Consider the following 24,658-nt stretch of genomic DNA (forward strand, 5'->3'; position numbering starts at 1 on the left):
GTGCAGGCCTACACATCGAACAGCCAGCCTATCGACAGAAGCGAGACCGTCAGGCTGATCGACCGGCAACGTCCGGACTGGTCGCTGGAACAGGCCTTCTATGCGGATCCGGCGATCTTCGCGTTGGAACGGGACTTGTGGTTTCCGCGCCAATGGATGCTTGTCGCCCATGCCAGCGAGGTCCCCGAAAAGGGCCGCTACATCGTGCGCCAGCTTTTTGACGAGGAGATCATCGTCGTGCGCTTCGGCGACGGCGAGGAGGACATCGCGGCCTACTACAATGTCTGCACCCATCGCGGCTCGCGGCTCTGCGCCAAGGACGGTCGCGGCAAGCTTCTGGTCTGCCCCTATCATGCCTGGTCGTTCAGGCTGACCGGCGAACTGAAGTCACGGCAGGATCTACCGGCAAGCGTCGATCCGGAAGCGCTGGGACTGCACCGCGTGCCCTGCAAGCATTTCGGCGGCCTCGTGTTCTGCGGCCTCGATGCCAATTCGTTGCCCGATATCCAGCCTGTCGCGGACGGGCTGACGGGCGGCTTGCGCGAAAACGGCCTCGACCGTGCACGCATCGTCGCGCGCAAGAATTATCTGACCAAGGCGAACTGGAAGCTGGTGCTCGAGAACTTCCTCGAATGCTATCACTGCCGGCCGGCTCATCCCGAATATTACCGCGTCAACGGCCATGTCAAAGTGACCGCGACCCGCGACGCCGACAAGGCGGTCGAGTGGCAGAACGAAATCGAGGCCTGGCACAGCGTCATCGGCGATGCCGAGTTCCACAAGGGCGCATGGCAGGCCGGCGACCTCGACACGATGCCGTTTGCCATGCACCGCAAGCCGATCGGCTCCGGCCGCAACACGCTGTCCAATACCGGCCAAGCGGTGTCACGCCTGATGGGCGGCCGTCACGCCTATGATGGCGGCGAAAGCGGCTTCCGCCTCGGGCGCCTGTCGTTTGCAAGTGCTGCCAATGACTATGTCACGCTGTTCCAGATGATACCGCGCAGCGCCACGGAAACCGACGTCATCCTGACCTGGCTTGTCGACAGGGATGCCGATGGCGACGTCGACGCCGATGCGATCAGCTGGATGTGGGACGTCACCACGGTGCAGGACAAGAAGATCACCGAGGACAATGCCGACGGCATCATGTCGCGCGCCTACCGGCCGGGTCCCTACACGCCGCTGGAAAGCCAGACCTCGTTCTTCGTGCAGACCTATCTGTCGGAGCTGCGTTCGCTGATCACCGGCACGCGCGGCGCACCGCTCAGCCAGTGGCCCGCGCCGAAGGAGCTTTTCGCGTCGCCGAAAGCGGCGAGCTGCAATACGCGGCTCTGACCTGCGGCTGAAAACGCCTCTTTGAGGCGTCGCATTCCGATGCCATATGAAGGTGGCCGACGGAATGTTGCGGGAGAGGTGGTCATGACCAAAGGTTCGGATCTGTTCGTCGCGGCCCTCGAGAACGAAGGGGTCGAACGGATTTTCGGCATTCCGGGCGAAGAAAATCTCGACATCGTCGAATCGATCCGCCGCTCGTCGATCCAGCTGATCCTGACCCGCCACGAGCAGGCAGCCGCCTTCATGGCCGCCACCTATGGCCGGCTCACCGGCAAGGCAGGCGTCTGCATCACCACGCTTGGCCCCGGCGCGCTCAATCTGACGACCGGCTCGGCCTATGCGCTGCTCGGCGCGATGCCGATGATCATGATCACCGGCCAGAAGGGCATCCTGTCATCCCGGCAGGCTCGCTTCCAGATCGTCGACATCGTCGCGGCGATGAAGCCGCTGACCAAGCTGTCGCGCCAGATCGTCTCACCGAAGATGATCCCCTCGCTGGTGCGCGAAGCTTTTCGCGTCGCCCAGGAAGAGCGTCCCGGCCCCGTGCATCTGGAACTGCCGGAAGATATTGCGGCTGCGGAGTGCGAGCCGATCGCACTGGTGCCGACGCACCCGGTCGAACTGCCGCTGGCCAGCCCGGGCGCGCTTGATCGCGCCGCCCGTATGATCATGGAAGCCGAGCGTCCGCTGTTGATGTTCGGCGCGGCGGCGTCGCGGCCGCGCGTGACCCCCGATGTCGCCCAGTTCGTGCTGCGCACGCAAATTCCCTATTTCACCACGCAGATGGGCAAGGGCACCGTGCCCGGCGGCACCGAGCTCTACATGGGAACGGCAGCCCTTTCGGAGCGCGACTATGTGCACGAGGCCATAGAGCAGGCCGATTTGATCATCACCATCGGCCACGACACGGTCGAGAAACCGCCCTTCATCATGGGCGCCAAGGGGCCTGAAGTCATCCATGTCGGCTATCAGTCCGCGGATGTCGAGCAGGTCTATTTCCCGCAAGCGGAGATTGTCGGCGACCTCGGCCCTTCGCTCAAGCTGCTGGCGGACCGCATCGAGGGCAACATCCCCAACGCGCAGGCTTTGCTGCCGCTGCGTGAAGGTATTTTGAGTCGGATCGCCGCGCGCGCCACCGAAGATCGCTTCACGCCGCAGCGCATCGTGCATGACGTGCGCGCCGTGATGCCGGCCGACGGGATCCTCGCCCTCGACAACGGCATGTACAAGATCTGGTTCGCGCGCAACTACCGGACGCGCATGGCAAACACGATCCTGCTCGACAATGCACTGGCCACCATGGGCGCAGGCTTGCCGTCGGCGATGATGGCGGCACTGCTCTATCCGCAGCGCCGTGTCATGGCCATCTGCGGCGATGGCGGCTTCATGATGAACAGCCAGGAATTGGAGACCGCCGTCAGGCTCAAGCTCAACCTCGTCGTCCTGCTGCTCGAGGACCACGCCTACGGCATGATACGCTGGAAGCAGGCGGTCGACGAGTTTCCGGATTTCGGCATGACCTTCGGCAATCCCGACTTCGTGAAATACGCCGAGGCCTATGGCGCCAAGGGGACCAGAGTTGGCGCGATCGCCGAATTGCGGCCCGCGCTGGAACAGGCCTTCACCGGCGGCGGCGTGCATCTCGTCGTCGTGCCCATCGATTATTCCGAGAACATCAGGGTGCTTGTCGACGAGTTGCGCGAGCGGCTCCCAGCGCCCCAAGCATCCTGATGGCGGCAACAATGCCGCCGTCAGGATTGCCTGGAACTGGTGCCGAAGCGCCTAGACCTTGCAATAAGGCGTTACCGGCGCGATGGTGCCGAAATCCTTGACGATCTCGTAGCTGATGCCGTCGCCCGCCGCCTTGCCGACATAGGAATGGCAGAGCGTGTGGTTGTTGGTGGCGTCGACGCGGATCTTGCCTTGCGGCGCGTCGAACTCGATCGACGGGAGCGCCTTAAGTACATCGTCGTCCTTCAGCGATCCGGCCTTCTCGGCGGCCAGCGCGTAGAGATGCAGGCCGTTGTAGCCGGCTTCGCCGATGCCGTTGACCATCTTTTCCTGGCCGAACTTTTCGCGGAAGCTCGAGATGAACTTCTTGTTGACCGGGTTGTCGAGCGCCATCCAGTAGGGTTGCGGCGCGTAGGTGCCGGCCGCCACGCCGGGCGGCAGTGCGTCCTTGTTGAAGACCTCGTCGAGCGGCGCGATCAGCGGCTGCTTGATGTCGAAGCTGCGATACTGCTTGAGCTGGGTGACGGCGTCGTTGCCGACCACCATCGACCAGACGACATCGGGCTTCAGCGACTTGATCTTCTGGAAGGCCGGGCCGAAATCGGTGGTGCCGAACGGATAGTAGTCGGCACCGATGATCTTGCCGCCAGCCTTTTCATAGGCCGCCGTGATCGCCTCGGTCATCTTCTGCGGCCAGGCATAGTCCGAGGCCATGACATAGATGGTCTTGCCCAGGTTCTCGGCCACCCACGGCATCATCGGATCGACCTGCTGCATCGGGATCGGGCCGGTGGCGACGAAGTAGCGGTTGCATTCGCCGCCTTCGAAATTGGTCGGATAGAAGAACAGCTTCTTGGCCTTTGAGGTGACCGAGAGCGTCGCGCTGCGCTCGGGCGAAATGATCGTGCCCATGATTACGTCGGCCTTGTCTTCGTTGATGAGCTTGCGCGCCTTGTCGATGGAGCCCTTGGTGGTGGTCTGGTTGTCTTCGATGATGAGCTCGACCTGGCGCCCGCCAATACCGTTGGCGGCGTTGAGTTCGGCGGCGGCGAGCTTGTAGCAATTGAGCAGCGTCTCGCCGAGGATCGCCTGCAGCCCGGTGATCGGGATCGACAGGCCGACCTTGACAGTGTCTGCGGCGCGCAGGATTGACGGCGCGCCGACCATGGCAAAGGCGGCCGCGGCGCCGCCGGATTTCAAGACAGTTCTTCTGCTTATCATTGTTGTGTTCCCTTCTAGTCCCAGGCGCGCCCCATGCACGCCTTACAAAGCCAACAGGTCCTTCAGCAGGGTCTCGTCGGCGAACGCCTCCGGCGCGCCTTCATGGACGATCCTGCCCTTCTCCATCACCAGACAGCGGTCCGATGCCTTGAGAACGAGATCGAGATTCTGCTCGACCAGAACGATCGCGATGCCGCGTTCGCGGGCGATGCGCGGCACCAGCTCGGCGATCGACTGCACGATGTTCGGCTGAATGCCTTCCGAGGGCTCGTCGAGCAGCAGCACCGACGGCAGGCCGCACAAGGCGCGGCCGATCGCCAGCATCTGCTGCTGGCCGCCCGAAAGCGTGCCGGCGACCTGCGCTTCGCGTTCGCGCAGGATCGGAAAATAGCCGAAGATGTCGGCCGGAATGCCGTCGTCGCCACGGTCCTTGGCGGCGCGGGTGCCAACTTCCAGGTTTTGCCGCACCGTCAACTGATTGAAGATGCCGCGGCCCTGCGGCACATGCGCGATGCCCGCCCGCGCGCGGCGGAAGGCGGGTGCGTTCGTGAGGTCCTGGTCGCCGAGAACCACCGCACCGCCGCTCGCCCGCAAGCCGCCGGCGATGACGCGCAGCAGCGTCGTCTTGCCGGCGCCGTTGCGGCCGAGCAGGCCGACGACTTCGCCGGGCGCGACCCTGAGATCGATGCCGTTCAGCACTGGGAGCAGGCCGTAGCCGGCCGAAATCGCTAATGTCCGCAGCATGGTCAGCGCCTCCCCAGATAGACGTCGCGGACCATCTCGTCGGCCTCGATGTCGTGGAAAGGACCACTGCGCAGCCGGCGTCCCTGATGCAGCACCAGCGTCTCGCAATTCAGCGCCCGCACGAAACGGATGTCGTGTTCGACCGCGACGATCGAGAATTCGCCCTTCAGCCGCAGCAGCATCTCGGCCGTTGCCAGCGTCTCCTGCGGCGTCATGCCGGCGGTCGGCTCGTCGAGCAGCAGCAGCCGTGGCTCGATCGCCAGCGCCATGCCGATCTCCAGCCATTGCTTCTGGCCATGCGCGAGTTCGCCAGCCAGCGTCGCGGCACGGTTGGTCAGCGCGACCAGTTCCAGCAGTTCGCCAACCGGGCGCACAGGCGAGGGCGCGCCCCACCGAGCGACTTTCAGATTGTCTTCCACCGAGAGGCTCGGGAAGACGGACGGGATCTGGAATTTTCGCGCGATACCGAGCCGGGCGATGCGATGCAGCGGCAAGCCGGCGATGTCGCGGCCGAGGAAGCGCACGCTGCCGCTGGTCGGGCGCAGCGTGCCGGTCAGCACGTTGAGGAAGGTGCTCTTGCCTGCGCCGTTCGGCCCGATGATGCAGCAAAGCTCCTTGTCGTGCACGGTGAGATCGAGCGCCTCCAGCGCCTGAAGTCCGCCAAAGCGGATGCCGACATTCTTGGCCTGGAGCAGGACGTCGCTCATTGCGCGCGCCTCCCGCCTTTGAACAGGCCTTTCAGCCGCGCGTAGATCGACAGGATGCCGTCCGGCAGGACGAAGACGATGATGACGAAGACGCAGCCGAGCAATAGCGGCCACAGGCTTGGGTTGAAGCTGCTGATCGTCTGCTGTGCTCGTTGGATGAAGATGGCGCCTAGCACCGGCCCAAGCAGCGTGCCGCGCCCGCCGACAGCCACCCAGACGATGACTTCCGTCGACAGAAGCAGCCCGGAAAGGTCGGGCGCCACCAGCCCTGCCATGCAGACATAAAGGGCGCCGGCAAGTCCGGCGATCGCCGCTGACAGGACGAAGGTCACGAGCAACCGCAACGGCGCATTGTGGCCGAGCGCTGCTGCCCTGACTTCATTGTCCTGGATGGCGGTGAGCACCGTGCCCCAGCGGCCACGACTGATCGACCACAGCGCCAGCACGGCCACTGCGACGATGGCCGAGACGAAGATATAGGAGGGTAGGTCTTGGCTCAGATCGACATGCAGGCCGCCAAGATCGAACTCGATCGGCGGGATGCCGATCAAGCCGCTGTCGCCGCCGGTGACAGAGCTCCACGAGACCGCGGCCTGCTGGCAGATGACACCCATGGCCAGCGTGACGATGGTGAAATAGCTGCCACGAATGCCGCCGAAGAACAGGAAGTAGCCGATGATGGCGGCGACGAAGGCTGCTCCCGCCACCGCACCGATGATGCCGAGCAGGCTTCCGAAGGGGATGGCGTCATTGAGCGTGACCAGCGCCATGATGTAGCCGCCAATGCCGAAAAAGGCGGCGTGGCCGAAACACAGGATGCCGGTGCGGCCCCAGAAGAAGTCGAGGCTCGCCGCGAACAGGCCGAAGATCAGAGCGTCGCGGATCACCGTCAGCTGATAGCCATCGGCAAAGAGGGGATAGACGACCGCGAGCGCCACGCAGACGGCGAAGATCAGCAGCCAGTTGCGGTCACGGGCGATCATCGCGATGCCCGTTGAACAGGCCGTTGGGCCGCAGACACGACGATGGCCGCCAGCAGCACGATCGCCTGCGCCAGTGACGGCGAGATCTGGTAGTTGAGGACGCTGGTCAGCCCGCCGACAAAGACGCTGCCGGCGACGAGGCCGCCGATCGAGCCGACGCCGCCGACAATGACGACGAAGAACGCGTTGGCGAGATAGTTCACCCCCATCTGCGGCAGCACGATCGCCAGCGGTGCGACCAGCCCGCCAGCGAGGCCGGCGATGGCCGCACCGAAGGTGAAGGCAATAGCGTAGGTGCGCCTTGTGTTGATGCCGACGCCCTCGGCCATCTCGCGATTCTGGATAACGGTGCGGATGTCGAGACCGAAGGACGTGCGGCTGATCAGCAGGATGACGCCGAGCAGGGTCAGCATGGCGATGCCGATCAGGATCAGCCGGTAGGCTGGGTAGACGGTGAAGAAGAGGTCGAGCGTGCCCTCGATCGGCGGCGTCACCGGCTTGGCGCCGAGGCCGAAGGTCAGTTCCAGCCCTTGCTGCAGGATCAGGCTGACGCCCCAGGTGGCAAGCACCGTCGAGACCGGCCGCGAATAGAGGTGGCGGATGATGGCGAATTCGAGGATACAGCCGACCACCGCGCCGGCGATGGGCGCCGCGGCCAATCCCAGCCAGAACGAGCCGCCCATGCTCTGCACGAAATAGACCGCGAAGGCGCCGACGGTGACGAACTCGCCATGCGCCAGGTTGGTCACGTTCATCAGCCCGAAGCTGATCGCCAGCCCGAGCCCGACCAGCATCAGGATGCTGATCAGCGTCAGCGCATTGAGAAGCGTGGTGATGAGAAAATCCATCGCGTCAGGCCGCGCTGGCGAGGCGTTGGCGCAGGCCGGCGAGCAGGGCTTCGGCGGCATCGATCACCGCTGCCTGGTGCGGCTGCAGATCCTGCCCGGCCCATTCGTCGATATGGTCCGACAGCGGGTCGACCACCTCGGTGCGGTGATTGGCCAGCGTCTCGATAACGGCATGGCCGCAGAACGGCACATAGCCTTCCGAATAGCCGCCTTCATGGGTCATGATCAGGCGCCCTTGCGAGGTCTCGGCAGCCAGCGCCACCATCCGCGCGGCGAGCCGCCGGAAGCATTCGCTGTTGAGCATCATGCGGCCGAGCGGATCGAAGCCTGACGCGTCGAAGCCGGAGGCGACGATGACGAGATCCGGTCTGTAGGCGCGCAGCGCCGGGGCGACGACGCGGTCGAAGGTTGCTTCATAGGCGCCGGTACCGCTGCCGGCCGGCAGCGGGATGTTGATGTTGTAGCCTTCGCCAGCATCTTTCCCGTTGTCGGCCAGCGCACCGCGCCCGGTCGGGTAGAGATTGTCCTGATGCAGGGAAATGGTCAGCACCGACGGGTCGGAATAGAACACCGTCTCGGTGCCGTTGCCGTGATGCACATCCCAGTCGACTATCGCCGCGCGGCCGAGCAAGCCTTCATGCTGCAGCCGGCGGACAGCGACGCCGATGTTGGAGAACAGGCAGTTGCCCATCGCCTGGTCGGGTTCGGCATGGTGTCCCGGCGGTCGCGCCAGCGCATAGGCGTTGTCGACGCGGCCGGTCAGCACGGCGCGCATGGCGGCATAGGTGGTGCCGGCCGACAGCAGCGCGATGTCGAAACTGTTGAGACCGATCGGCGCCTGCGGCCCGGCGAAACCGGAGCCGCGCTCACTGAGCATACGGATATCGTCGACATGGCGTTGCGTGTGCACGCGCAGCAGGTCCTCGACCGAGACCGGCTCGGGGATGATCGGCACCAGGTGGCGCGACAGGCCGCTGACCTGGATGAGGTTGTTGAGCCGGCGCTTCGAGCCGGGGGATTCCAGATGGCGGCCGGGTTCCACGAAACGGCCGGGAGGCATCATGTCGGCGCTGGAGCCGGTGTCATGCCACATCAGCTGTTCGTGAAAAACGTAGCCTGTCGCCATCCGCAGCGTCCTCTAAAAACCAGGTGACGCTAGCAGGCTAACGATCATGTGGCCCGACCCGAAAGAGGGGTTGTGCCTGTTATCTATGCCCCTCCTTTCGGAGGGGTATGGGCGCCTGCGGACCCTTGCGCGGCGCGCACAGCCTGGACCCGGTTGGTCACCGCCAGCTTGCCGAAAATGTTCTTCAGATGCCATTTCACCGTGGTTTCGCTCACCGACAACGCAAGGGCGATATCGCGGTTGGACATACCCTCGGCGAGATAGCGCAGCAGTTCGGCCTCGCGCTGGGTGAGCTGTTCCTTCTCAGCGGCTGGTGCGGCCAGCTTGCGCGTCGCCACGGGCATTGTCTGCGCGGCGTCGATGATGCGCGTCGCATAGGCTGACAGCGCGGGATCGGTCTTTGCCTGAGCCGCACGCAGCCGCATCAACCCTTCGACGATTGGCCGTCCTTCGTCGACGAAGGAGCGGATGAAGCCAGAGGGTTGTGCGAGTCGCAGCGCGTCGAGCAGAGTGCGGTCGGCCTCGCGCGGATCGTGGGCGGCGCTGGCCGCCTTGGCGCGCAGGATCAGTGCTAATATATGGCGGCGCATGCGCCCGCTGGTTTTCGTGCGCTCCAGAAGCGCATCGAAAACCCCCGCTGCATCGGCATAGGATTTCTCGGCCGTCAGCAGGCGGCCCTCTGCGAAGAATTCGAACTCGTTGGCGGTGGTGATGACCATCGACGCCTCGGTCTCTTCGCCGCGATGCTCGGTCAGCAGCGCGCGCGCCTCGGTATTGCGGTTCTGGTCGAGCAGCACGCGTATGCGGTCATGCATGATCATCGATGCCAGGCGGCGATACACTGTGCCGTGCACGCGTTGATAGACGCGCTCCAGCATGTCCAGTGCCGCTTCGGTGCGACCGGTCAGCTGCAGCACGCGGGCATAGGTCGGCACGCTGGCCAGGGGATAGACGATGACCGCCGCACCCTCGATCTGCGGTCCTAGATTCTCGACCAGGGTCAGCGCTTCGCTCGACGCATTGGTCTCGTAGGCGAGTTCGGCAAGCAGCGTTCCGGCCAGGGCCTCGGCATAGGAATTAGCACCGATCCGCGCCCTGGCCTCGATGATGGCGTTGCGCAGCAGCCGCTCGGCGGCCGGCAAGCGGCCCGCCGAACGCTCGACGACGGCCATGTAGCAATTGGCAATGGTGACGCCGAGCAGGCTGCCGCTGCGCTCATGCGCTCGTCGCGCCGCATCGATGGCGGCGCGCGCGCCTTCGAGGTCACCTAGCGCATAAAGATTGTAGCCAATGACATTGGCGGTCGCGCCCTCCATGAACCAGGCATCGGGCGCGATGACGCGCAGGGCCGCAAGTGCCGTGTCGCGCGCCTGATCGAACTGCTCCAGCGTGCTGTGGACGGCAGCGGCAAGGACCACCAGCTCGGCCTCGATGGTTGTGCCGGTCATGGTGCCCGGGTCATTGCTGTCAGTCGGTCCGGTCTCGACCAGCTTGCGCGCATTGCTCAGCGTCTGTTGAGCAATCTCGGGCTGGCTGCTGTGCACCGCCAGCCACAGCACCACGAGCTGCAGCCGGATGCGCTGGTCGATCAGCTTCCTCGGCAGAAGTGCCAGTAACTGGCGCACGTAAAGAAGCTGGCATTGGGCGATGAGGTCGAGCGCGTTGTTCTCGACGAACACCGCCGCGCGGGCCTGGTCGCCGGCGGCCAGCGCGTGCCCGATCGCCTCTCTCAGCATCTTGCGCTCGCCGAACCATTCGGCGGCCGCCAGATGCAGCGGCGCGATCATCTCCGGTTCGCGCCGTTCCATTTCGCGGCTGAGGAAATCGCGGAACAGATGATGGTAGCGGAACCAGCGCCGCTCTTCGTCGAGCGGGACGAGGAACAGGTTGCGCGTTTCGATTTCGGTGATCGCCGCCTCTGCATCCGCCGCGCGCATCACCGCCCGGCAGGCTTCGGCGCTGAAGCGTTCGAAGATCGAACTGTAGAGCAGGAACTTCGCGATTGCCGGCGGCAGTTCCAGGAACACTTCCCCCATCAGGAAGTCGGCGACGTTGCGGTTGGCGCCAGTGAAATTGCCGATGACGGTTTCTGGTGCATGCGCGGCACTCAGCGAGAGCGAGGCCAGTTGCAGGCCGGCGGCCCATCCTTCGGTGCGCGAGCACAAGGTCTCCACCGTGCCGCTGCTGACGCTCAGGCCCAGCTTCTCATTGAAGAAGGCTTCGGCCTCGGACGAAGCGAAACGCAGATCGTCGGGGCCGATTTCGAAGACGTCGCCAAGCACCCTGAGCTTGCCAAGCTGCAGGTCTGGAAGGCTGCGCGAGCCGATGACGAAGGCAACATTTGCCGGCGCCTGCCGGGTCAGGCGCTCCATAAACCGCTTCACTGCCGTCGCCTCGATGGCGTGGTAGTCGTCGAAGAATAGTGTGATGTCAGCCTCGCGCGCCGCCAGACCCGCCACAAGTGCTGCGAGCACGACGTCGAGCTGCGGGATCGGGCTCGACTGGAAGGCAAGGTCGAGTTCCGCCGGGCTCTGGACCAGATGGCGCAGCGCGCCCACCAGATGCGACAGGAAGGCACCTTCGTCATTGTCCGTTGCCTCGCAGGACAGCCATGCTGTCAGCCGGCCGTGGCGCGCGACTTCCGCAGCCCATTGCGCCATCGTCGTCGACTTGCCGAAGCCGGCCGGCGCGGCGAACAGCACGATGCGCGTATCGATATGGCGCTCCAGCGTCGACAGAATGGTCTCGCGGCGCACCCATCGGCGATGGTGCGGCGACGCTTGGCTGACAGATTGCGGAGCTGTTCTCATCTAGGCCGCGCAACCTGCCGGCTCTTCGGGGAGGACGAGGCTCCCTTGCCATTGCTGCAGTCGCTCCACTCCGCTTCGATCAGCGGAATCTGCGGCGCGGCATCGCGCGGCAAAGTACCTTTGATCCGGGGATCGTCGACGATTTCAAATCCTGTCGCGAAGGGCACAAATCCGCAGGCGCTGTAGAAACCGATGACGCTGTGATGATCGAAGCTGCTTGTGTGCAGCCAGATACGGTTAGGGTTGAGGCGCCATGCGAGATCCAGTGCGCCGGCCATCAGCCGCTTGCCGAACCCTCGGCCGGTCAAGGACGGAAACAGGCCGAAATAGGTGATCTCGATCTCGCAGCCGTCGGCGACGAAGAGTTCGACCATGCCGAGATGCGCGCCGCTTTCATCGTAGCCGTAGTAGAGATGCTGGCGCGGGTCGGCGAAATGCGCAGCGATCTCGGCGTCGGACATTTCGGAGGCGCGATCCCACAGCCAGGGCGCGCCGATCTCGAGGAAGACCGCCCGATACGAAGCGCAGTCGGGCATGGTGATCCGGGTCATCGCCAGAGGTTGCGCGAGATCGGGCTGCGGGGCGCGCGCCTCCATCCACGTCACCGCATTGGCGAGCTTGCCCGCCGGCAGGCGCCGGTAGCCAATGGCGAGATCGGTGATTTCGGCCGGCATCGTGTCTTCGCTGATCAACGCATTCCCCGTCATGTCTTCCAGACAGCAGTATCGGCTTGCTGCATCCGATGCCAACTCCCCAGCGGCGTGGCGGCATCGAACGGCAAGCTCTGGCCTGACGTTTCGGCCCGTATGCCTCTTGCATTTCACAGAAATGGCATATGAGATATGATACACCATCCAGATGAAAGCGGAATATGATGCCTGAGCGGATTGCGGACGAGGCCATTCTCAGCGCGGTCGATGACGGCTTCGCGCGACAGGTCGCGTTTCTGCAAGACCTCGTGCGCTTTCCCTCTCAACGCGGCGAAGAACATGCCGCACAATCGTTCATGGCGGTTGCCTACGAGGCTGACGGCTATGCAGTCGACATGTGGCGCGTCGATGTCGATGCGATTCGCGATCTGCCCGGTTTTTCACCCGTGGCGGTCTCCTATGACGACGCCTTCAATGTCGTTGCCACCCACACGCCGCGAAACGCGACCGGCCGCTCGCTGATCCTCAACGGCCATATCGATGTCGTGCCGACAGGACCGCTCGACCGCTGGGTGCGCGATCCCTATGATCCTGCGATCGAGGATGGCTGGATGCATGGCCGCGGCGCCGGCGACATGAAGGCCGGCCTGTCCGCCTGCCTCTATGCGCTGACCGCCTTGCGCAGCCTCGGCTATCAGCCGGCCGCGAACGTTTACCTCCAGTCGGTGGTCGAGGAAGAGTGCACCGGCAACGGCGCGCTCGCCTGCCTGCAGCGCGGTTACCGCGCCGACGCCGCCTTCATTCCCGAACCGCTGGAGCCGAGATTGATGCGGGCACAGGTCGGGCCGATCTGGTTCCGGGTCGAGGTCGACGGCGATCCGCAGCATGCGTCGGGTGCATTCTCGGCCGGCGCCAATGCCATCGAAAAGGCCTTCGTCATCATCCAGGCACTGAAGCAGCTCGAAATCGTCTGGAACGCGCGCAAGGTCGACGACAAGCATTTCCACGATCACCCGCACCCGATCCGCTTCAACCTCGGCAAGATCGAAGGCGGCGAGTGGACATCGAGCGTTCCGGCGCGCTGTGTCTTCGAGATGCGCGTCGCCACCTATCCCGGCCAGAGGCTCGAAGACGCCAAGGCCGAGCTTAAAGCCTGCATCGCCGATGCGGCGCGCGCGGACCCGTTCCTGGCCAACCGCCCGCCGAGCCTCACCTACAATGGCTTCATGGCCGAGGGCTATGTGCTGGAGGGCGCCGACGAGATGGAAGCGGTGCTGCGCCGCAGCCATACCGCCGTCTGGGGCGAGCCGCTGACGGAACACGTCACGTCGGCGACGACGGATGCGCGCTTTTTCGGCCTCTATGCCGACACGCCGGCGATCGTCTACGGCCCGATCTGCCGCATGCCGCATGGCTATGACGAGGCCGTCGATCTCGACTCGGTGCGCAAGGTCACACAGACCATTGCGCTGTTCATTGCCGACTGGTGCGGGCTCGAGCCTATCGAGGCTAGGCCATGAATGCGGCCGTGCCAGACGCCTTCGGCGAAACGCTCGCCGAGGACGCGCCTGATGTCTCCACGGCCGACGCGCTCGCCATCCTTCGCCGGCACTACGGGCTCACCGGCACCGCGCGTCCGCTGCCTGGCGAACGTGACCACAACTTCCATGTCCAGACCGACGGCGAGGGCGAGTTCGTCCTCAAGATTTCGCACCCGGCGGAAGAGGCCGGCTTCACCGATTTTCAGAACAAGGCGCTCGACCACATCCTTGCGGTCGACCCAACCTTGCCGGTTCCCTCGGTGCGCAAAAGCCTTGAGGGCGAGGCGCAGTTTGCGATCAGCGTCGCCGGATCGGCGACGCGCATCATCCGGCTGGTCACTTATCTGCCAGGCCAGCTGCTGTCGCGCTCGCCGACTTCTGAGGCGCAGGATCGCAATCTCGGCATCTTCCTCGCCCGCCTCGGCCGGGCGTTGCGCGGATTCTTCCACCCGGCCGCCGGCAGTGACCTGCTCTGGGATATCCGCAAGGTCGCCAAGACACGGCCGATGATGGCGCACATCACCGATCCGAGCCGGAGGGCGATGGTCGAGCGCGCGATCGACTGCTTCGAGGAGCATGCGGCGCCGGTCATCCCGAAACTGCGGGCCCAGATCGTCCACAACGACATGAATTCCTACAATGTGGTGATGGATGCTTCGCGGCCGGAGGTCGTGAGCGGCATTCTCGATTTCGGCGACATGATCCATTCGCCGCTGATCTGCGACCTCGCCATCGGCGCCGTCTACCGCTGGCCGGCTGAAGACCATCCACTGGCGCCGGCCGCGCGCTTCGTCGCCGGCTATCAAGCGGTGCAGCCGCTTGAGGCGGAAGAGATCGGCATCCTCTTCGATCTGATCCGCGCTCGCCTCGCGCTCATCGCCAACATCGCCAGTTGGCAGGCCGAGCGGTTCCCGGCCAAGCGCGACTATGTGCTGCGCCTCATCACCGAGGTGTGGGCTTCGCTCGAACGGCTGGACGGGCTGTCGTCCGCGGATGCCCGCCGCTATTTTCTCGACCATTCCAATCCGGAGTAGATGCTCGTGTCCCAGTCCTCGCCGTACCCTGCAAATGCCGATGCGGCATCGGAGCGCGCGTTGCTTGAACGCCGCGCCAGGCTGCTCGGGCCGACCTACCGCGCCTTCTACCGCAACCCGATCCATCTGGTGCGCGGCAGCGGTGTGTGGCTCTACGACGCCCAGGGCCGCAAATTCCTCGACGCCTACAACAACGTCGCCTCGGTCGGCCACTGCCATCCGCGCGTGGTCGAGGCGCTGTCGGGGCAGGCCGCGACGCTCAACACGCATACGCGCTACCTCAGCGAGATCATCCTCGACTACGCGGAGAAACTCCTAGGCACCGTTCCGGCCTATCTCGGCCATGCCATGTTCACCTGCACCGGCAGCGAGGCCAACGATCTCGCCATTCGCATCGCCCAGCATTCCAGCGGCGGCACCGGGGTAATCATCACCGATTTCGCCTATCACGGCGCCACGATCGCGACGGCGCAACTGTCACCGGCGGCGGTCGGAGCAAAGGGCGTCCCCGCGCAGCATCGCACCGTGGCAGCGCCGGACACGTTCCGCGACCATGGCCGTGCCGTGCATGATTTCGCAAAAAATGTTGCCGCCGCCATCGCGGACATGCGCGCAAAAAATATCCGGCCGGCAGCGCTGCTTCTCGACTCGGCCTTTTCCAGCGACGGTATTTTCTTTCCCGATGCGAAGGTGATGCGCGAGGCGGCGGATCACGTCAGAAAGGTCGGCGGCATTGTCATCGCCGATGAGGTTCAATCCGGCTTCGGAAGACTTGGCCAGGGCATGTGGGGCTTCGCCAATTATGGCATCGAGCCTGATATCGTCACGATGGGCAAACCGATCGGCGACGGGCATCCGATGGGCGCGGTGCTGGTGCGGCCGCAGCTTGTCGCATCCTTCGGTTCGAACACCGGCTACTTCAACACATTCGGCGGCAATCCGGTCGCGGCCGCCGTCGGCATCGCCGTTCTGGAGGTGATCGAAGGCGAAGGACTGATCGAGAATGCCCGCAACGTCGGCGCCTATACGAGTGAACTGCTGCGCGCCCTGCAGAGCCGGCATGGCGCGGTCGCCGATATCAGGCACAACGGCCTTTATTTCGGTGTCGAGCTGACGGCGGACGGCGACGAGGCTCTGGCCGCTACCAAGACATCGGCGGTCGTCGATGCCATGCGCGAGGACGGCGTTCTGATCTCGTCCTGCGGTCCGCGCGGCAATGTGCTGAAGATCAGGCCGCCACTGCCGTTTGCCAGGGACAATGCCGAGCAACTGGCCGAGACGCTCGATCGCGCGCTGTCGAACTGGTGATCGGAGCGGGCCGCGCATGCTGAAGCTCGAACATCAAACCCTGAATGACCGCGCCTATGGCGCGCTCAAGCAGGAGTTGATTTCAGGCGGCTTCAGCCCGGGCCAGACGCTGGTCATCCGCAAGCTCGCCGAGACGTTCGGCATCTCGACGACGCCGATCCGCGAGGCGCTGCAGCGGCTGGTCGCCGAACGGCTGCTCGAAATGCAGAACAACCGCTCGGTCATCGTGCCGTTGCTGTCCGCGCCTGCCTTCGAGGAACTGACGCGCATCCGCATCGCCGTCGAGGGACTGGCGGGCGAGATGGCGGCGACCAGGATGAGCGAAAGCGGGTTGGCTAACATACAGGCGACCCTCGCCGGCATGCAGCGTGCCATCGAGGCCTGCGACGCCCGGGCCTATCTGACGCTGAACGAGGCCTTCCACTTCGCCATCTATCAGCACGCCGGCGCGCCGATCCTGCTCAACATGATCCGCGATCTCTGGGGTCGGGTCGGGCCCTATCTCAAGCTGCTGATGCAGGCCGATCGCTACATCCCGCAGTCGAACGACGCACATCGCAGGATCGTCGCCGCGCTGGAGCAGCGCAGTGGTCCCACTGTGCGGATTTTCATAGAAGAGGATATCGCCGTGGCGGCCGCGGTTCTGTCGACAACCTTGGCAAAGTGAAGTGACTGTCTAGCTCGTCTCGTCCAGCCGATCGCGCAGCATGCTCCAGCCAAGCAGCATGTTGGGCGCATGCCGCAGCAAGGCATGGAACGGGATTGGCGCCGGCGGCGCAAAGGGCAGCGGCAAATCACGCGCCTCGGTTCCGGCGGCCCAGTCCGCCAGCACCTTGCCCATCGCCGTGGTCATGGCGATGCCGCGGCCGTTGCAGGCGCGACCGGCGATCAGCCCTGGCCCAAGGTCCAGGAGATGCGGCAGGAAATCCGGTTCGACCGCTGCCATTCCCGACCAGCTATAGGCAAGCGGCGGCAATTCGGGCAGGCCGAGATGCCGGGCGAGCCGCTGCCAGATCGTCTGCGGTACGCGCGTATCGGCGCCGGCACCAAGAATATGCATGCCGCCGCTGATCAGCCGGTTATCCGCGTCGAAGCGGAAGGTGAAGAGATTGCGCCTGGTGTCGCCGACACCTTGCCCGCCGGGAAGCAACCGGCTGCGCACGTCACGAGGCAGTGGCGCTGTCGCGATCTGAAAAACTTTCAGCGGGAAATAGGTTCGCTGCAATGTTGGATTGAGGGACCAGCCATAGGCGTTGGTGGCGATCAGCACCTTGCCGGCGCGTACCGATCCCGTCGGCGTTTTCAGCATCCAACCATCGGCTATGCGATCAACCGAGGTGACGCGCGTCTGCTCGAATATCTTCGCGCCGGCCTTCTCCGCCGCATCGGCGAGCCCGCGCGCGTAGGTGACTGGATTGAGCACGCCGCCGGAACGATCCATCCAGCCGCCGATATACCCTGGCACGCCCGTCAGGGCTTCGATTTCCTGCCGATCCAATGTGACTGCTGGCCTGCCGCGCTGCGCCCATTGCCCCGCGCGTGACTTGACCTTCTCGAAGGCGGCAGGCGAATGCGCCGGCTGGATCCACCCGTTCGGCACGGCGTCGCAGTCGATGCCATGCTGCCGGATCAGGCGGAAAACCAGGTCGGCGCTGCCGGCGGCGAAATCGATCAGCCTTTCGCCGCGCGAAGGTCCCAGGTGGGCCAGTATGTCGACCGGGTCCATCTTGGCGAAGTTCGGTACGACGAAGCCCGCATTCCTGCCGGTCGCGCCCCAGGCGATGAATTCGGCTTCGAGAACGGCGACGGAAATGCCTTTCCCGGCGGCGTGCAGCGCGGTTGAAAGGCCGGAAAAGCCGCCGCCGACGATGGCCAGGTCGACATCGATCCCGCCTTGCAGCGCTGGCCGCTCGCGCCGGTTGCGGCTGACGGCATGCCACAGCGAAGCGCCTTGTGCCTCCTGCCGGATCACGGCATTCATGAGCCGGAACTGCTCTCGCCCGCAGCGATCTTCGCCCGCTTGCTGAAGCGAGGCCGCCGAGGTCTGTCGCCGAACAGGCCGTTCGGCCGGATCAGCAGGATGACGCAGAGCATGACGCCGATGGCGGCGATCTGCAGCGCGGCGGCGCGCGCCTGCTGTTCGGGCGGGAACAGGATGCTGGTCAGCGTGCCCGATCCGGCCCATATCGCCCAGACCAGGATGCTGCCGATGACAGCGCCCAGATTGCTGCCAGAGCCGCCGACGATCAGCATCACCCAGACCTGGAAGGTCAGGATCGGCAGATAATTGTCCGGCGCGATGAAGCCGGTGAAATGCGCCTGCAGCGCGCCGGCCAGCGCCATGATAGCGCCGCCGACGGCAAAGGCCTGGACGCGATAGAAACGCGCGCTCTTGCCCAGCGATATCGCCGCCCGCTCATCCTCGCGCAGCGCCTTCAAGACACGTCCCCACGGGCTGCGCGACAGATGCTCCAAAGCGAGATAGGCGATCAGCGTGACGACCGAGACCACGGCAAGGTTGGACAGGTTGAACAGCAGCGGCGTCTCGGCAAGGCCGCCAAAGGGGCGCGGGATGAAGCCGATGCCGAACGGTCCGCCGGTCAACCTTTGCGCGTTGAGCGCGACCAGTTGCACGACGACGGCGACGCCGAAGGTGGTGATCGCCAGATAGTCGGATCGCAGCCGCAGCGTAGCCATGCCGGTAAGGGCAGCGGCGATGCCGCCGACGACCATGGCGCCGAGCCAGCCGACAAGGATCGGCAGGCCGAAGCCGCCCAGCCGCGCGGCATCGTCCGGTGTCGTCAGCAGCGCGGAGGTGTAGGCGCCGATGGCGACGAAGCCGGCGAGGCCGACATTGAACAGCCCGGTCAGGCCCCATTGCAAATTGAGCCCCAGCGTGACCAGCGAGAAGATCAGCGCGGTGGTCAGGAAGAAGGCGCCGTAGCCGAGCAGGTCCATCAGCGTTCCCTCACACCAAACAGGCCGATCGGCCGCACGAACAGAACCGCCATCAGGATGATGAAGGAGACGGCGGCGCGCCATTCGGCGCCGATCAATTGCACGGCACCCGCTTCGGCGAGCCCGATGATCAGGCCGCCGAGCACCGCACCGGGGATGCTGCCGATGCCGCCGAGAATGGCGGCGGCAAACATCGGCAACAGCATGTCGAAGCCCATGAACGGGCGGATCTGCACCAGAATGCCGATCATCACGCCGGCCACGCAGGCGAGCGCCCCGCCGATGACCCAGGTGACGCGCACCACGCTGGCGACGTCGATGCCGACGATGCGGGCCAATGCCGCGTTCTGGCTCAGGGCCTGCATCGAGCGGCCGGTTTGCGTGCGCGTCATCAACAGATGCACGCCGAACACCAGCACCGCTGTCAGCAGCAAAAGCGCGATCTGGTCGGGCGTGATGCGGATGCCGAAGCCGACCGGCATGGCGATCTGGATCGCCCGGCTGAAATAGGTCGGCCGCGAGGTGAAGGTGAATTCGAGCAGGCTTCTCAGCGCCATCGAGGCGCCGAAGCTCGCCATCACCACGATGATCGCCTGGCCTTGCGAGCGAAGCCGCGCGAACAGCACTTTGTCGAGCAGCAACGCCAAGAGGGCGGTGAAGGCCATGCCGACGATCAGTGCCACAATCAGCGGCCAGCCGAAGGAGAGGGAACCAATGGGTGCCACCTTGCCGAATGTCGCGCCGATGGCGCTGACGACGGCCAGCGTCGCATAGGTGCCCCAGGCCATGAAGTCGCCATGGGCAAAGTTCGAGAAGCGCAGGATCGAATAGGTGAGCGTCACCCCGATCGCGCCAAGGCCGATCATCGACCCCGTCAGCAGCCCGTCGACGACAAATTGCAGGCTCATGCCGCGCTTCCTCCTTCGGACCGGAGGGGGCGCTGGCCGAGATAGAGTTCAGCGACCACCGGGTCGTTCCACAGTTCGGAGGCGATGCCCTCGTGCCGGTCCTTGCCTTCGACCAGCACATAGGCGCGGTCGCCGATGGCCAGCGCTGCCTTGGCGTTTTGTTCGACCAGCAGGATGGTGACGCCGGACTTACGGATGCCGGCCAGCATCTCGAACACCATCGAGACGAATTTCGGCGACAGGCCGGCCGACGGTTCGTCCAGCACCAGCACCTTGGGGTGGACGATTAGGGCCCGCGCGACGGCGAGCATCTGCCGTTGTCCGCCCGACAGGTTGCCGGCGGCGGTGCGACGCTGGCGGACGAGGTCGGGGAAGGCTGCATACATTTCCTCGATGCGCGCAGGAATCTCGCGCCGTTCGAGGATGCCGCAGGCAACCCTGAGATTGTCCTCGACCGACATCAGCGGGAAGATGTTTTCGGTCTGCGGTACGAAGGCTAGCCCAAGCCGCACCATGGTGTGCGCGGGGGCGGCCGTGATGTCCTTGCCGTCCAGAAACACCGTGCCGCCGGTGATCGGGACGAGGCCGGCGATCGCCTTGATGAAGCTAGACTTGCCGGCGCCGTTGGGGCCTAGCACGACGACGATCTCGCCCTTGGCGACGGTGATCGAAGCGCCGCGCACGATCGGCACGCCGGGCTCGTAGCCGGCTTCGAGATCGCGGACATCGAGGACGGTCTCGCTCATGCCGTGCCTCCGAGATAGGCCTCGATGACGCGCGGGTCGCGCGCGACCTGTTCCGCCGTGCCTTCGCTGAGCAACTGGCCGCTGGCCATGACGAGGACGCGATGGCAGAGCCGCGTCACCATGTCGATGTTGTGCTCGATCAGCAGGAAGGTGATGCCGCGCGCGTTGATGTCGCGGATGCGGTCGATGATGACTTCGAGCAGCGTCGCGTTGACGCCGGCCGCCGGTTCGTCGAGCAGGATGATTGCCGGATCGGCCATCATGACGCGGGCGAGTTCGAGCAGCTTGCGCTGGCCGCCGGAAAGCACACGCGCCGGCTCGTGCGCGAGGTGGGTGAGGGTGACCAGTTCCAGCAGTTCGAGCGCCTTTGTCCTGGCGGCTCTTTCCTGCGCCGCCACCCGCCATGGCGTGACGAAATTGGCGAGCAGCTTTTCGCCGGCCTGGCCCTGTGCCGCCAGCATGATGTTTTCGATGAGCGTCAGATTGGGCAGCGGCCGCGGGATCTGGAAGGTGCGGCCAAGGCCACGGCCGATGCGCAGATGTGCGGCTTCGCCCGAGACAGGCGTGCCGTTGAGAAGGATCTCGCCGCTGGTTGGCAGGATGCTGCCGGCGAGCAGGTCGAACATGGTCGTCTTGCCGGCGCCGTTGGGTCCGATCAGGCCGAGGATTTCTCCCGCTTTGACGTCAAACGAGACGTCGTTGACCGCGACAAGGCCGCCGAACCGCCTGACGACATTCCTTGCCGTCAGAACCGGCGCGCGGGTTTCCCCTTGCCGTTTGGTTGCCTCGCTCATCAAACCCTCTGGCCGAAGACGATCGTTGTCGCCTCCTGATTATGATTTGTGATCACACTTGCTTTGATCACGCTATTCGGCTTTAATTTCATCCGCAAGCCGAAAACCGGCCAAGAACGGAATTCCATGCAAAAGGCTGCCATCGAAAAGAACAACGAGGCGATCGCTGCCCAGCTTGCGCCGGTCGGCCGCGAAACCGTGCAGGACCGTGTCTACTCCGAACTGCGCCGCGCCTTGATTGGCGGCCTGTTCGAGCCGAGCCAGGTGCTGACCATCCGTGGCCTTGCCGATGCGCTGGTCACCTCGACCATGCCGGTGCGCGAGGCACTCGGCCGGCTGATCACGGAAAAGGCGCTGGAGGCGCTGCCCAATCGTTCGGTGCGCGTGCCGCCGATCACGCTGGAACGCCTCGACGATCTCCTGCGTGCCCGCATCCTGATCGAAGGCGAGGCAATCGCACTGGCCGCCGCCCGCATGGGGCCGCGCCAGATCGCTACCATCGAAACCATTCTTGCCGAATGGGACGAAATGCGGGCGTTGAAGCACAAGAAGGACGTCGATCGCGAAGTGACGCTCAACCAGAGCTTTCATTTCGAGATTTATCGTTCCTGCGGCTCGGCCGTGCTGATCCCGATGATCGAGAGCCTGTGGCTGCAATCGGGTCCCTGCATCCGCGTCGCCATCTATGCCTTCTCGGAAGCTGGCGAGGTCGACACCGCCCAGTATCACCGCCGCATCGTCACGGCGCTGTCCACGCAGGATGCGCAGGCCGCGCGTGAATCACTGGTCGCCGACATCAGCCGACCCTTCACCTTCCTGCGCAGCAAGCTGCAGGCCGCCGCCGCGAAAGACCAGACATGACCGCCATCAGGATCACCGAGCCGCGTTCGCAGCTTTCCGTCACGGCATTGTTGCTGCCCGAGAAGGCACCGGAAAACGCTGCCTTCCTCTTGGCCTATCTCGGCACGCCACGCGTCGTCCCGGGCATCCATGCGATGTGGACAGGGCCGGAAATCTCATGTCCGGTTCCATCAGCCGATCTTGAGGGCCAGGCCTATGCCAGGCCGTTGCCGGCCGAGAACGCGACGCTGACGCCGCAGCCGGGCGACATCGTGCTATCCTATGTGCCGCCACACATGTGGGGTGGCAACCCCAATGCGATCTTCGACATCGGCCTCTATTACGGGCAGGGGGCGCGGCTGCTGTTCCCGATCGGCTGGCTGGCCGGCAGCGTGGTGGCGCAGGTGCGTGCCGGGGAGCGCGATCAATTCGCCGCCGCTTGCGGTGTCATCCGCCGCAACGGCGCCTGCGATGTCACCTTCAGTCTGGTGGAGGCTTGACATGACCGACGACAGTTTCGAGCTGTTCGATCTGCGCGTCGAGGCGATCATCCCGAAGGGCAAACCGATCTATTGCGGCGCCAAGGCCGGCGACTATTTCGAGCTCAAGGGCGAGATGCTGTCGATGCCGGCAGGGCAGGGCTTTTCGATCTATTCGCTCGCCGCCGTGTTGCCGCTGCTGGCGGCCAAGCAGCGCCTGACCCACCCGAACGATTGGATGACCTCGGACGCCGAGATCGCTTGTCCCGATCCCAATTGCGCCAGCCGGCTCCGGATCGTCAGGGTGGCCAAGCGGCGGTTCAGCCACGCCGAGACCACGGCGGTGCCGCTGCCGAAAGAGGATGACCTGACATGACCGCCAAGACCTTCGAACTCGGCCCCGGCTACACCATCTCGCGCGTCATTCGCGGCGGCTGGCAGCTGGCCGGTGGCCACGGCGCCATCGACCGCAGCCAAGCGGTTGCCGATCTGATCGCCACTTTCGATGCCGGCATCTGGACCTATGATTGCGCCGATATCTATACCGGCGTCGAGGAACTCATCGGCGCCGCGCGCCTGCGGCTGGCCAGCGAGCGCGGCCTCGACGTTGCGGCCCGGATGAAGGTGCACACCAAGCTGGTGCCCGACCTCGAACGGCTGGCCAGCATCAGCCGCGATTACATCAGGGGCATTGTCGACCAGTCGCTGCGGCGGCTGAAGACCGAGCGGCTCGATCTCGTGCAGTTCCACTGGTGGGACTATGATCAGCCTCGCTATGTCGAGGCGATGGGCTGGCTCGACGAACTTCGGCTGGAAGGCAAGGTGCGCAATCTCGGCACCACCAATTTCGACACGCCGCGGCTTGCCGAAATCCTCGCCGCCGGCATTCCGCTGGTCAGCCAGCAACTGCAATATTCGGTGCTCGACCAGCGGCCTGGCAACAGCCTGGCGGCACTCGCAAAACAGAACGGCGTCAGCTTCCTCTGTTACGGCTCGGTTGCCGGCGGCTTTCTCAGCGACAAATGGCTCGGCGTGGCCGAACCGGTCACGCCGCTCGAAAACCGTTCGCTGGTCAAATACAAGCTGATCATCGATGATTTCGGCGGCTGGGACCTGTTCCAGCAATTGCTTCAGGCACTGAAGGCCGTTGGCGACCGCCATGGCGTCGACATTGCCACCATCGCCAGCGCCTGGGTGCTGGAGCAGCCGCAAGTGGCGGCCGTCATCGTCGGCGCCCGCAACCAGGCGCACGCCATTGCCAATGCGAAAACCATGGACGTTGCGCTCGACGCCGAGGACCGGGCGCAGATAGCGGCCATCATCGCGCAGGGCACCGGCCTCGAGGGTGACGTCTACACGCTGGAGCGCGACCGCCACGGCCGCCACGGTTCGATCATGCATTACAACCTCAATGCGGGGAAGAAATGAGCGGCGAACCCTCCCTGTTTTCACGCGCCAGCGCCGAACTCATCGATCTGCATCGCTTCTTCGTCGACTGGTTCGTCGCCGCGCGAGCCAACACGGTGGACTTCGGCCGCTTCGAACGCGCCATGGGCGAAGACCTCAGCATGGTGGCGCCGGACGGGCAGGTCCTCGATCGCGAAGCGGTCGTCGATCATGTCCGCTCAAGCCGCGCCTCTTGCGACGACGGTTTTGCCATTTCGATCGAGGACATCCGGCCCGGCTGGCAGGACGCCGATACCATCGTCGTCCTTTATGTCGAAGCGCAGCTACGCGCGGGCAAGCACAGCCGTCGCCAGTCGAGCGCCGTCTTCACCACCAGTTCATCGGCGCCCAACGGCGTCGAATGGCGACATCTGCATGAAACCTGGCTGCAGGTGCCGGAACGCTGAAACAGGCTCCAGAGATCAAATACAGTTGAGTAACGAAAG

The 24,658-nt window shown here is 64.7% G+C and carries 24 protein-coding genes; 11 read left to right on the forward strand and 13 right to left on the reverse strand.

Translation table 11 applies throughout. From position 1 onward, the window contains the following. Positions 1-1,338 carry an aromatic ring-hydroxylating dioxygenase subunit alpha gene (locus tag EJ076_RS13595; RefSeq protein WP_164548633.1) on the forward strand — a complete coding sequence of 446 codons (1,338 nt, stop codon included), beginning with the start codon at positions 1-3 and terminating at the stop codon, positions 1,336-1,338. 84 nt (positions 1,339-1,422) lie between these two features. Continuing rightward, on the forward strand, positions 1,423-3,069 hold the full coding sequence (locus EJ076_RS13600) for an acetolactate synthase large subunit (protein WP_126068203.1): 1,647 nt from the start codon (positions 1,423-1,425) through the stop codon (positions 3,067-3,069). Positions 3,070-3,120: 51 nt separating this feature from the next. On the opposite strand, the gene EJ076_RS13605 is transcribed toward EJ076_RS13600, so the two are convergent. The 8 genes from EJ076_RS13605 to EJ076_RS13640 form a co-directional block, all read right to left on the reverse strand. Next, positions 3,121-4,290 (reverse strand): substrate-binding protein, encoded by a 1,170-nt coding sequence (locus tag EJ076_RS13605; protein ID WP_126068204.1) that lies wholly within the window; start codon positions 4,288-4,290, stop codon positions 3,121-3,123. A 42-nt stretch (positions 4,291-4,332) separates the two neighbouring features. Then, positions 4,333-5,034, reverse strand: coding sequence for an ABC transporter ATP-binding protein (locus EJ076_RS13610; protein WP_126068205.1), 702 nt, complete (start codon positions 5,032-5,034; stop codon positions 4,333-4,335). A gap of 2 nt (positions 5,035-5,036) precedes the next feature. Next, positions 5,037-5,741: an ATP-binding cassette domain-containing protein gene (locus tag EJ076_RS13615; RefSeq protein WP_126068206.1), complete on the reverse strand. Its 705-nt coding sequence runs from the start codon at positions 5,739-5,741 to the stop codon at positions 5,037-5,039. Beyond that, positions 5,738-6,724 carry a branched-chain amino acid ABC transporter permease gene (locus EJ076_RS13620; protein WP_126068207.1) on the reverse strand — a complete coding sequence of 329 codons (987 nt, stop codon included), beginning with the start codon at positions 6,722-6,724 and terminating at the stop codon, positions 5,738-5,740. Before EJ076_RS13620 ends, EJ076_RS13615 begins: the two co-directional genes overlap by 4 nt. Continuing rightward, on the reverse strand, positions 6,721-7,572 hold the full coding sequence (locus tag EJ076_RS13625; protein ID WP_245463044.1) for a branched-chain amino acid ABC transporter permease: 852 nt from the start codon (positions 7,570-7,572) through the stop codon (positions 6,721-6,723). Before EJ076_RS13625 ends, EJ076_RS13620 begins: the two co-directional genes overlap by 4 nt. Positions 7,573-7,576: 4 nt before the next feature. Further along, a complete protein-coding gene (locus tag EJ076_RS13630; RefSeq protein WP_126068208.1) occupies positions 7,577-8,698 on the reverse strand; it encodes a class II histone deacetylase in 1,122 nt (373 codons plus the stop codon). An 83-nt stretch (positions 8,699-8,781) separates the two neighbouring features. Then, on the reverse strand, positions 8,782-11,508 hold the full coding sequence (locus EJ076_RS13635; RefSeq protein ID WP_126068209.1) for a LuxR C-terminal-related transcriptional regulator: 2,727 nt from the start codon (positions 11,506-11,508) through the stop codon (positions 8,782-8,784). Then, on the reverse strand, positions 11,505-12,200 hold the full coding sequence (locus tag EJ076_RS13640; RefSeq protein ID WP_245463045.1) for a GNAT family N-acetyltransferase: 696 nt from the start codon (positions 12,198-12,200) through the stop codon (positions 11,505-11,507). The genes EJ076_RS13635 and EJ076_RS13640 overlap by 4 nt, the downstream gene beginning before the upstream one ends. Positions 12,201-12,382: 182 nt before the next feature. Between EJ076_RS13640 and EJ076_RS13645 the strand changes: the two genes are divergently transcribed. Genes EJ076_RS13645 through EJ076_RS13660 form a run of 4 tightly spaced genes read left to right on the forward strand, consistent with a single transcriptional unit; the run spans position 12,383 to position 16,708 of the window. Next, on the forward strand, positions 12,383-13,678 hold the full coding sequence (locus EJ076_RS13645) for an ArgE/DapE family deacylase (RefSeq protein WP_164548843.1): 1,296 nt from the start codon (positions 12,383-12,385) through the stop codon (positions 13,676-13,678). Continuing rightward, positions 13,675-14,733, forward strand: coding sequence for a phosphotransferase (locus tag EJ076_RS13650; RefSeq protein ID WP_126068211.1), 1,059 nt, complete (start codon positions 13,675-13,677; stop codon positions 14,731-14,733). The genes EJ076_RS13645 and EJ076_RS13650 overlap by 4 nt, the downstream gene beginning before the upstream one ends. Beyond that, positions 14,734-16,041 (forward strand): aspartate aminotransferase family protein, encoded by a 1,308-nt coding sequence (locus EJ076_RS13655; protein WP_164548634.1) that lies wholly within the window; start codon positions 14,734-14,736, stop codon positions 16,039-16,041. 16 nt (positions 16,042-16,057) lie between these two features. Further along, the gene (locus EJ076_RS13660; protein ID WP_126068213.1) at positions 16,058-16,708 is read left to right on the forward strand and encodes a GntR family transcriptional regulator; all 651 of its coding nucleotides are present in this window, start codon (positions 16,058-16,060) and stop codon (positions 16,706-16,708) included. Between the two features lie 9 nt (positions 16,709-16,717). Here the strand turns inward: EJ076_RS13660 and EJ076_RS13665 are convergent, their stop codons facing one another. The 5 genes from EJ076_RS13665 to EJ076_RS13685 are packed head-to-tail and all read right to left on the reverse strand — an operon-like array spanning position 16,718 to position 21,447. Continuing rightward, positions 16,718-18,022 carry an FAD-dependent oxidoreductase gene (locus tag EJ076_RS13665; protein WP_126068214.1) on the reverse strand — a complete coding sequence of 435 codons (1,305 nt, stop codon included), beginning with the start codon at positions 18,020-18,022 and terminating at the stop codon, positions 16,718-16,720. Beyond that, positions 18,019-19,002 (reverse strand): branched-chain amino acid ABC transporter permease, encoded by a 984-nt coding sequence (locus tag EJ076_RS13670; RefSeq protein ID WP_164548844.1) that lies wholly within the window; start codon positions 19,000-19,002, stop codon positions 18,019-18,021. The genes EJ076_RS13665 and EJ076_RS13670 overlap by 4 nt, the downstream gene beginning before the upstream one ends. Further along, on the reverse strand, positions 18,999-19,907 hold the full coding sequence (locus tag EJ076_RS13675; RefSeq protein WP_126068216.1) for a branched-chain amino acid ABC transporter permease: 909 nt from the start codon (positions 19,905-19,907) through the stop codon (positions 18,999-19,001). Before EJ076_RS13675 ends, EJ076_RS13670 begins: the two co-directional genes overlap by 4 nt. Then, a complete protein-coding gene (locus EJ076_RS13680; RefSeq protein ID WP_126068217.1) occupies positions 19,904-20,653 on the reverse strand; it encodes an ABC transporter ATP-binding protein in 750 nt (249 codons plus the stop codon). Before EJ076_RS13680 ends, EJ076_RS13675 begins: the two co-directional genes overlap by 4 nt. Beyond that, complete coding sequence (locus tag EJ076_RS13685) at positions 20,650-21,447, reverse strand: ABC transporter ATP-binding protein (protein ID WP_126068218.1); 798 nt, start codon at positions 21,445-21,447, stop codon at positions 20,650-20,652. Before EJ076_RS13685 ends, EJ076_RS13680 begins: the two co-directional genes overlap by 4 nt. A gap of 126 nt (positions 21,448-21,573) precedes the next feature. Between EJ076_RS13685 and EJ076_RS13690 the strand changes: the two genes are divergently transcribed. Genes EJ076_RS13690 through EJ076_RS13710 form a run of 5 tightly spaced genes read left to right on the forward strand, consistent with a single transcriptional unit; the run spans position 21,574 to position 24,619 of the window. Then, a complete protein-coding gene (locus tag EJ076_RS13690) occupies positions 21,574-22,308 on the forward strand; it encodes a GntR family transcriptional regulator (protein WP_013532980.1) in 735 nt (244 codons plus the stop codon). Continuing rightward, complete coding sequence (locus EJ076_RS13695) at positions 22,305-22,787, forward strand: DUF3830 family protein (protein WP_109661775.1); 483 nt, start codon at positions 22,305-22,307, stop codon at positions 22,785-22,787. The genes EJ076_RS13690 and EJ076_RS13695 overlap by 4 nt, the downstream gene beginning before the upstream one ends. A 1-nt stretch (position 22,788) precedes the next feature. After that, positions 22,789-23,142 carry a TIGR04076 family protein gene (locus tag EJ076_RS13700; protein ID WP_126068219.1) on the forward strand — a complete coding sequence of 118 codons (354 nt, stop codon included), beginning with the start codon at positions 22,789-22,791 and terminating at the stop codon, positions 23,140-23,142. After that, the gene (locus EJ076_RS13705; protein WP_126068220.1) at positions 23,139-24,194 is read left to right on the forward strand and encodes an aldo/keto reductase; all 1,056 of its coding nucleotides are present in this window, start codon (positions 23,139-23,141) and stop codon (positions 24,192-24,194) included. Before EJ076_RS13700 ends, EJ076_RS13705 begins: the two co-directional genes overlap by 4 nt. After that, entirely contained in the window at positions 24,191-24,619 is a 429-nt protein-coding gene (locus EJ076_RS13710) for a DUF4440 domain-containing protein (protein WP_126068221.1), read from the forward strand. Before EJ076_RS13705 ends, EJ076_RS13710 begins: the two co-directional genes overlap by 4 nt. The last annotated feature ends 39 nt before the right edge of the window (positions 24,620-24,658 follow it).

The sequence above is a fragment of the Mesorhizobium sp. M7D.F.Ca.US.005.01.1.1 genome (assembly GCF_003952545.1).
Taxonomy (GTDB): domain Bacteria; phylum Pseudomonadota; class Alphaproteobacteria; order Rhizobiales; family Rhizobiaceae; genus Mesorhizobium; species Mesorhizobium loti.

What these genes read in the sequence shown, in the direction of transcription:
- EJ076_RS13695 (WP_109661775.1), top strand. Translation starts at nt 22,305, where the DNA reads ATGACCGCCATCAGGATCACCGAGCCGCGTTCGCAGCTTTCCGTCACG.
- EJ076_RS13700 (WP_126068219.1), top strand. Translation starts at nt 22,789, where the DNA reads ATGACCGACGACAGTTTCGAGCTGTTCGATCTGCGCGTCGAGGCGATC.
- EJ076_RS13610 (WP_126068205.1), bottom strand. Translation starts at nt 5,034, where the DNA reads ATGCTGCGGACATTAGCGATTTCGGCCGGCTACGGCCTGCTCCCAGTG.
- EJ076_RS13710 (WP_126068221.1), top strand. Translation starts at nt 24,191, where the DNA reads ATGAGCGGCGAACCCTCCCTGTTTTCACGCGCCAGCGCCGAACTCATC.
- EJ076_RS13615 (WP_126068206.1), bottom strand. Translation starts at nt 5,741, where the DNA reads ATGAGCGACGTCCTGCTCCAGGCCAAGAATGTCGGCATCCGCTTTGGC.
- EJ076_RS13620 (WP_126068207.1), bottom strand. Translation starts at nt 6,724, where the DNA reads ATGATCGCCCGTGACCGCAACTGGCTGCTGATCTTCGCCGTCTGCGTG.
- EJ076_RS13705 (WP_126068220.1), top strand. Translation starts at nt 23,139, where the DNA reads ATGACCGCCAAGACCTTCGAACTCGGCCCCGGCTACACCATCTCGCGC.
- EJ076_RS13660 (WP_126068213.1), top strand. Translation starts at nt 16,058, where the DNA reads ATGCTGAAGCTCGAACATCAAACCCTGAATGACCGCGCCTATGGCGCG.
- EJ076_RS13645 (WP_164548843.1), top strand. Translation starts at nt 12,383, where the DNA reads ATGCCTGAGCGGATTGCGGACGAGGCCATTCTCAGCGCGGTCGATGAC.
- EJ076_RS13630 (WP_126068208.1), bottom strand. Translation starts at nt 8,698, where the DNA reads ATGGCGACAGGCTACGTTTTTCACGAACAGCTGATGTGGCATGACACC.
- EJ076_RS13635 (WP_126068209.1), bottom strand. Translation starts at nt 11,508, where the DNA reads ATGAGAACAGCTCCGCAATCTGTCAGCCAAGCGTCGCCGCACCATCGC.
- EJ076_RS13680 (WP_126068217.1), bottom strand. Translation starts at nt 20,653, where the DNA reads ATGAGCGAGACCGTCCTCGATGTCCGCGATCTCGAAGCCGGCTACGAG.
- EJ076_RS13650 (WP_126068211.1), top strand. Translation starts at nt 13,675, where the DNA reads ATGAATGCGGCCGTGCCAGACGCCTTCGGCGAAACGCTCGCCGAGGAC.
- EJ076_RS13625 (WP_245463044.1), bottom strand. Translation starts at nt 7,572, where the DNA reads ATGGATTTTCTCATCACCACGCTTCTCAATGCGCTGACGCTGATCAGC.
- EJ076_RS13690 (WP_013532980.1), top strand. Translation starts at nt 21,574, where the DNA reads ATGCAAAAGGCTGCCATCGAAAAGAACAACGAGGCGATCGCTGCCCAG.
- EJ076_RS13600 (WP_126068203.1), top strand. Translation starts at nt 1,423, where the DNA reads ATGACCAAAGGTTCGGATCTGTTCGTCGCGGCCCTCGAGAACGAAGGG.
- EJ076_RS13605 (WP_126068204.1), bottom strand. Translation starts at nt 4,290, where the DNA reads ATGATAAGCAGAAGAACTGTCTTGAAATCCGGCGGCGCCGCGGCCGCC.
- EJ076_RS13675 (WP_126068216.1), bottom strand. Translation starts at nt 19,907, where the DNA reads ATGAGCCTGCAATTTGTCGTCGACGGGCTGCTGACGGGGTCGATGATC.
- EJ076_RS13685 (WP_126068218.1), bottom strand. Translation starts at nt 21,447, where the DNA reads ATGAGCGAGGCAACCAAACGGCAAGGGGAAACCCGCGCGCCGGTTCTG.
- EJ076_RS13655 (WP_164548634.1), top strand. Translation starts at nt 14,734, where the DNA reads ATGCTCGTGTCCCAGTCCTCGCCGTACCCTGCAAATGCCGATGCGGCA.
- EJ076_RS13665 (WP_126068214.1), bottom strand. Translation starts at nt 18,022, where the DNA reads ATGAATGCCGTGATCCGGCAGGAGGCACAAGGCGCTTCGCTGTGGCAT.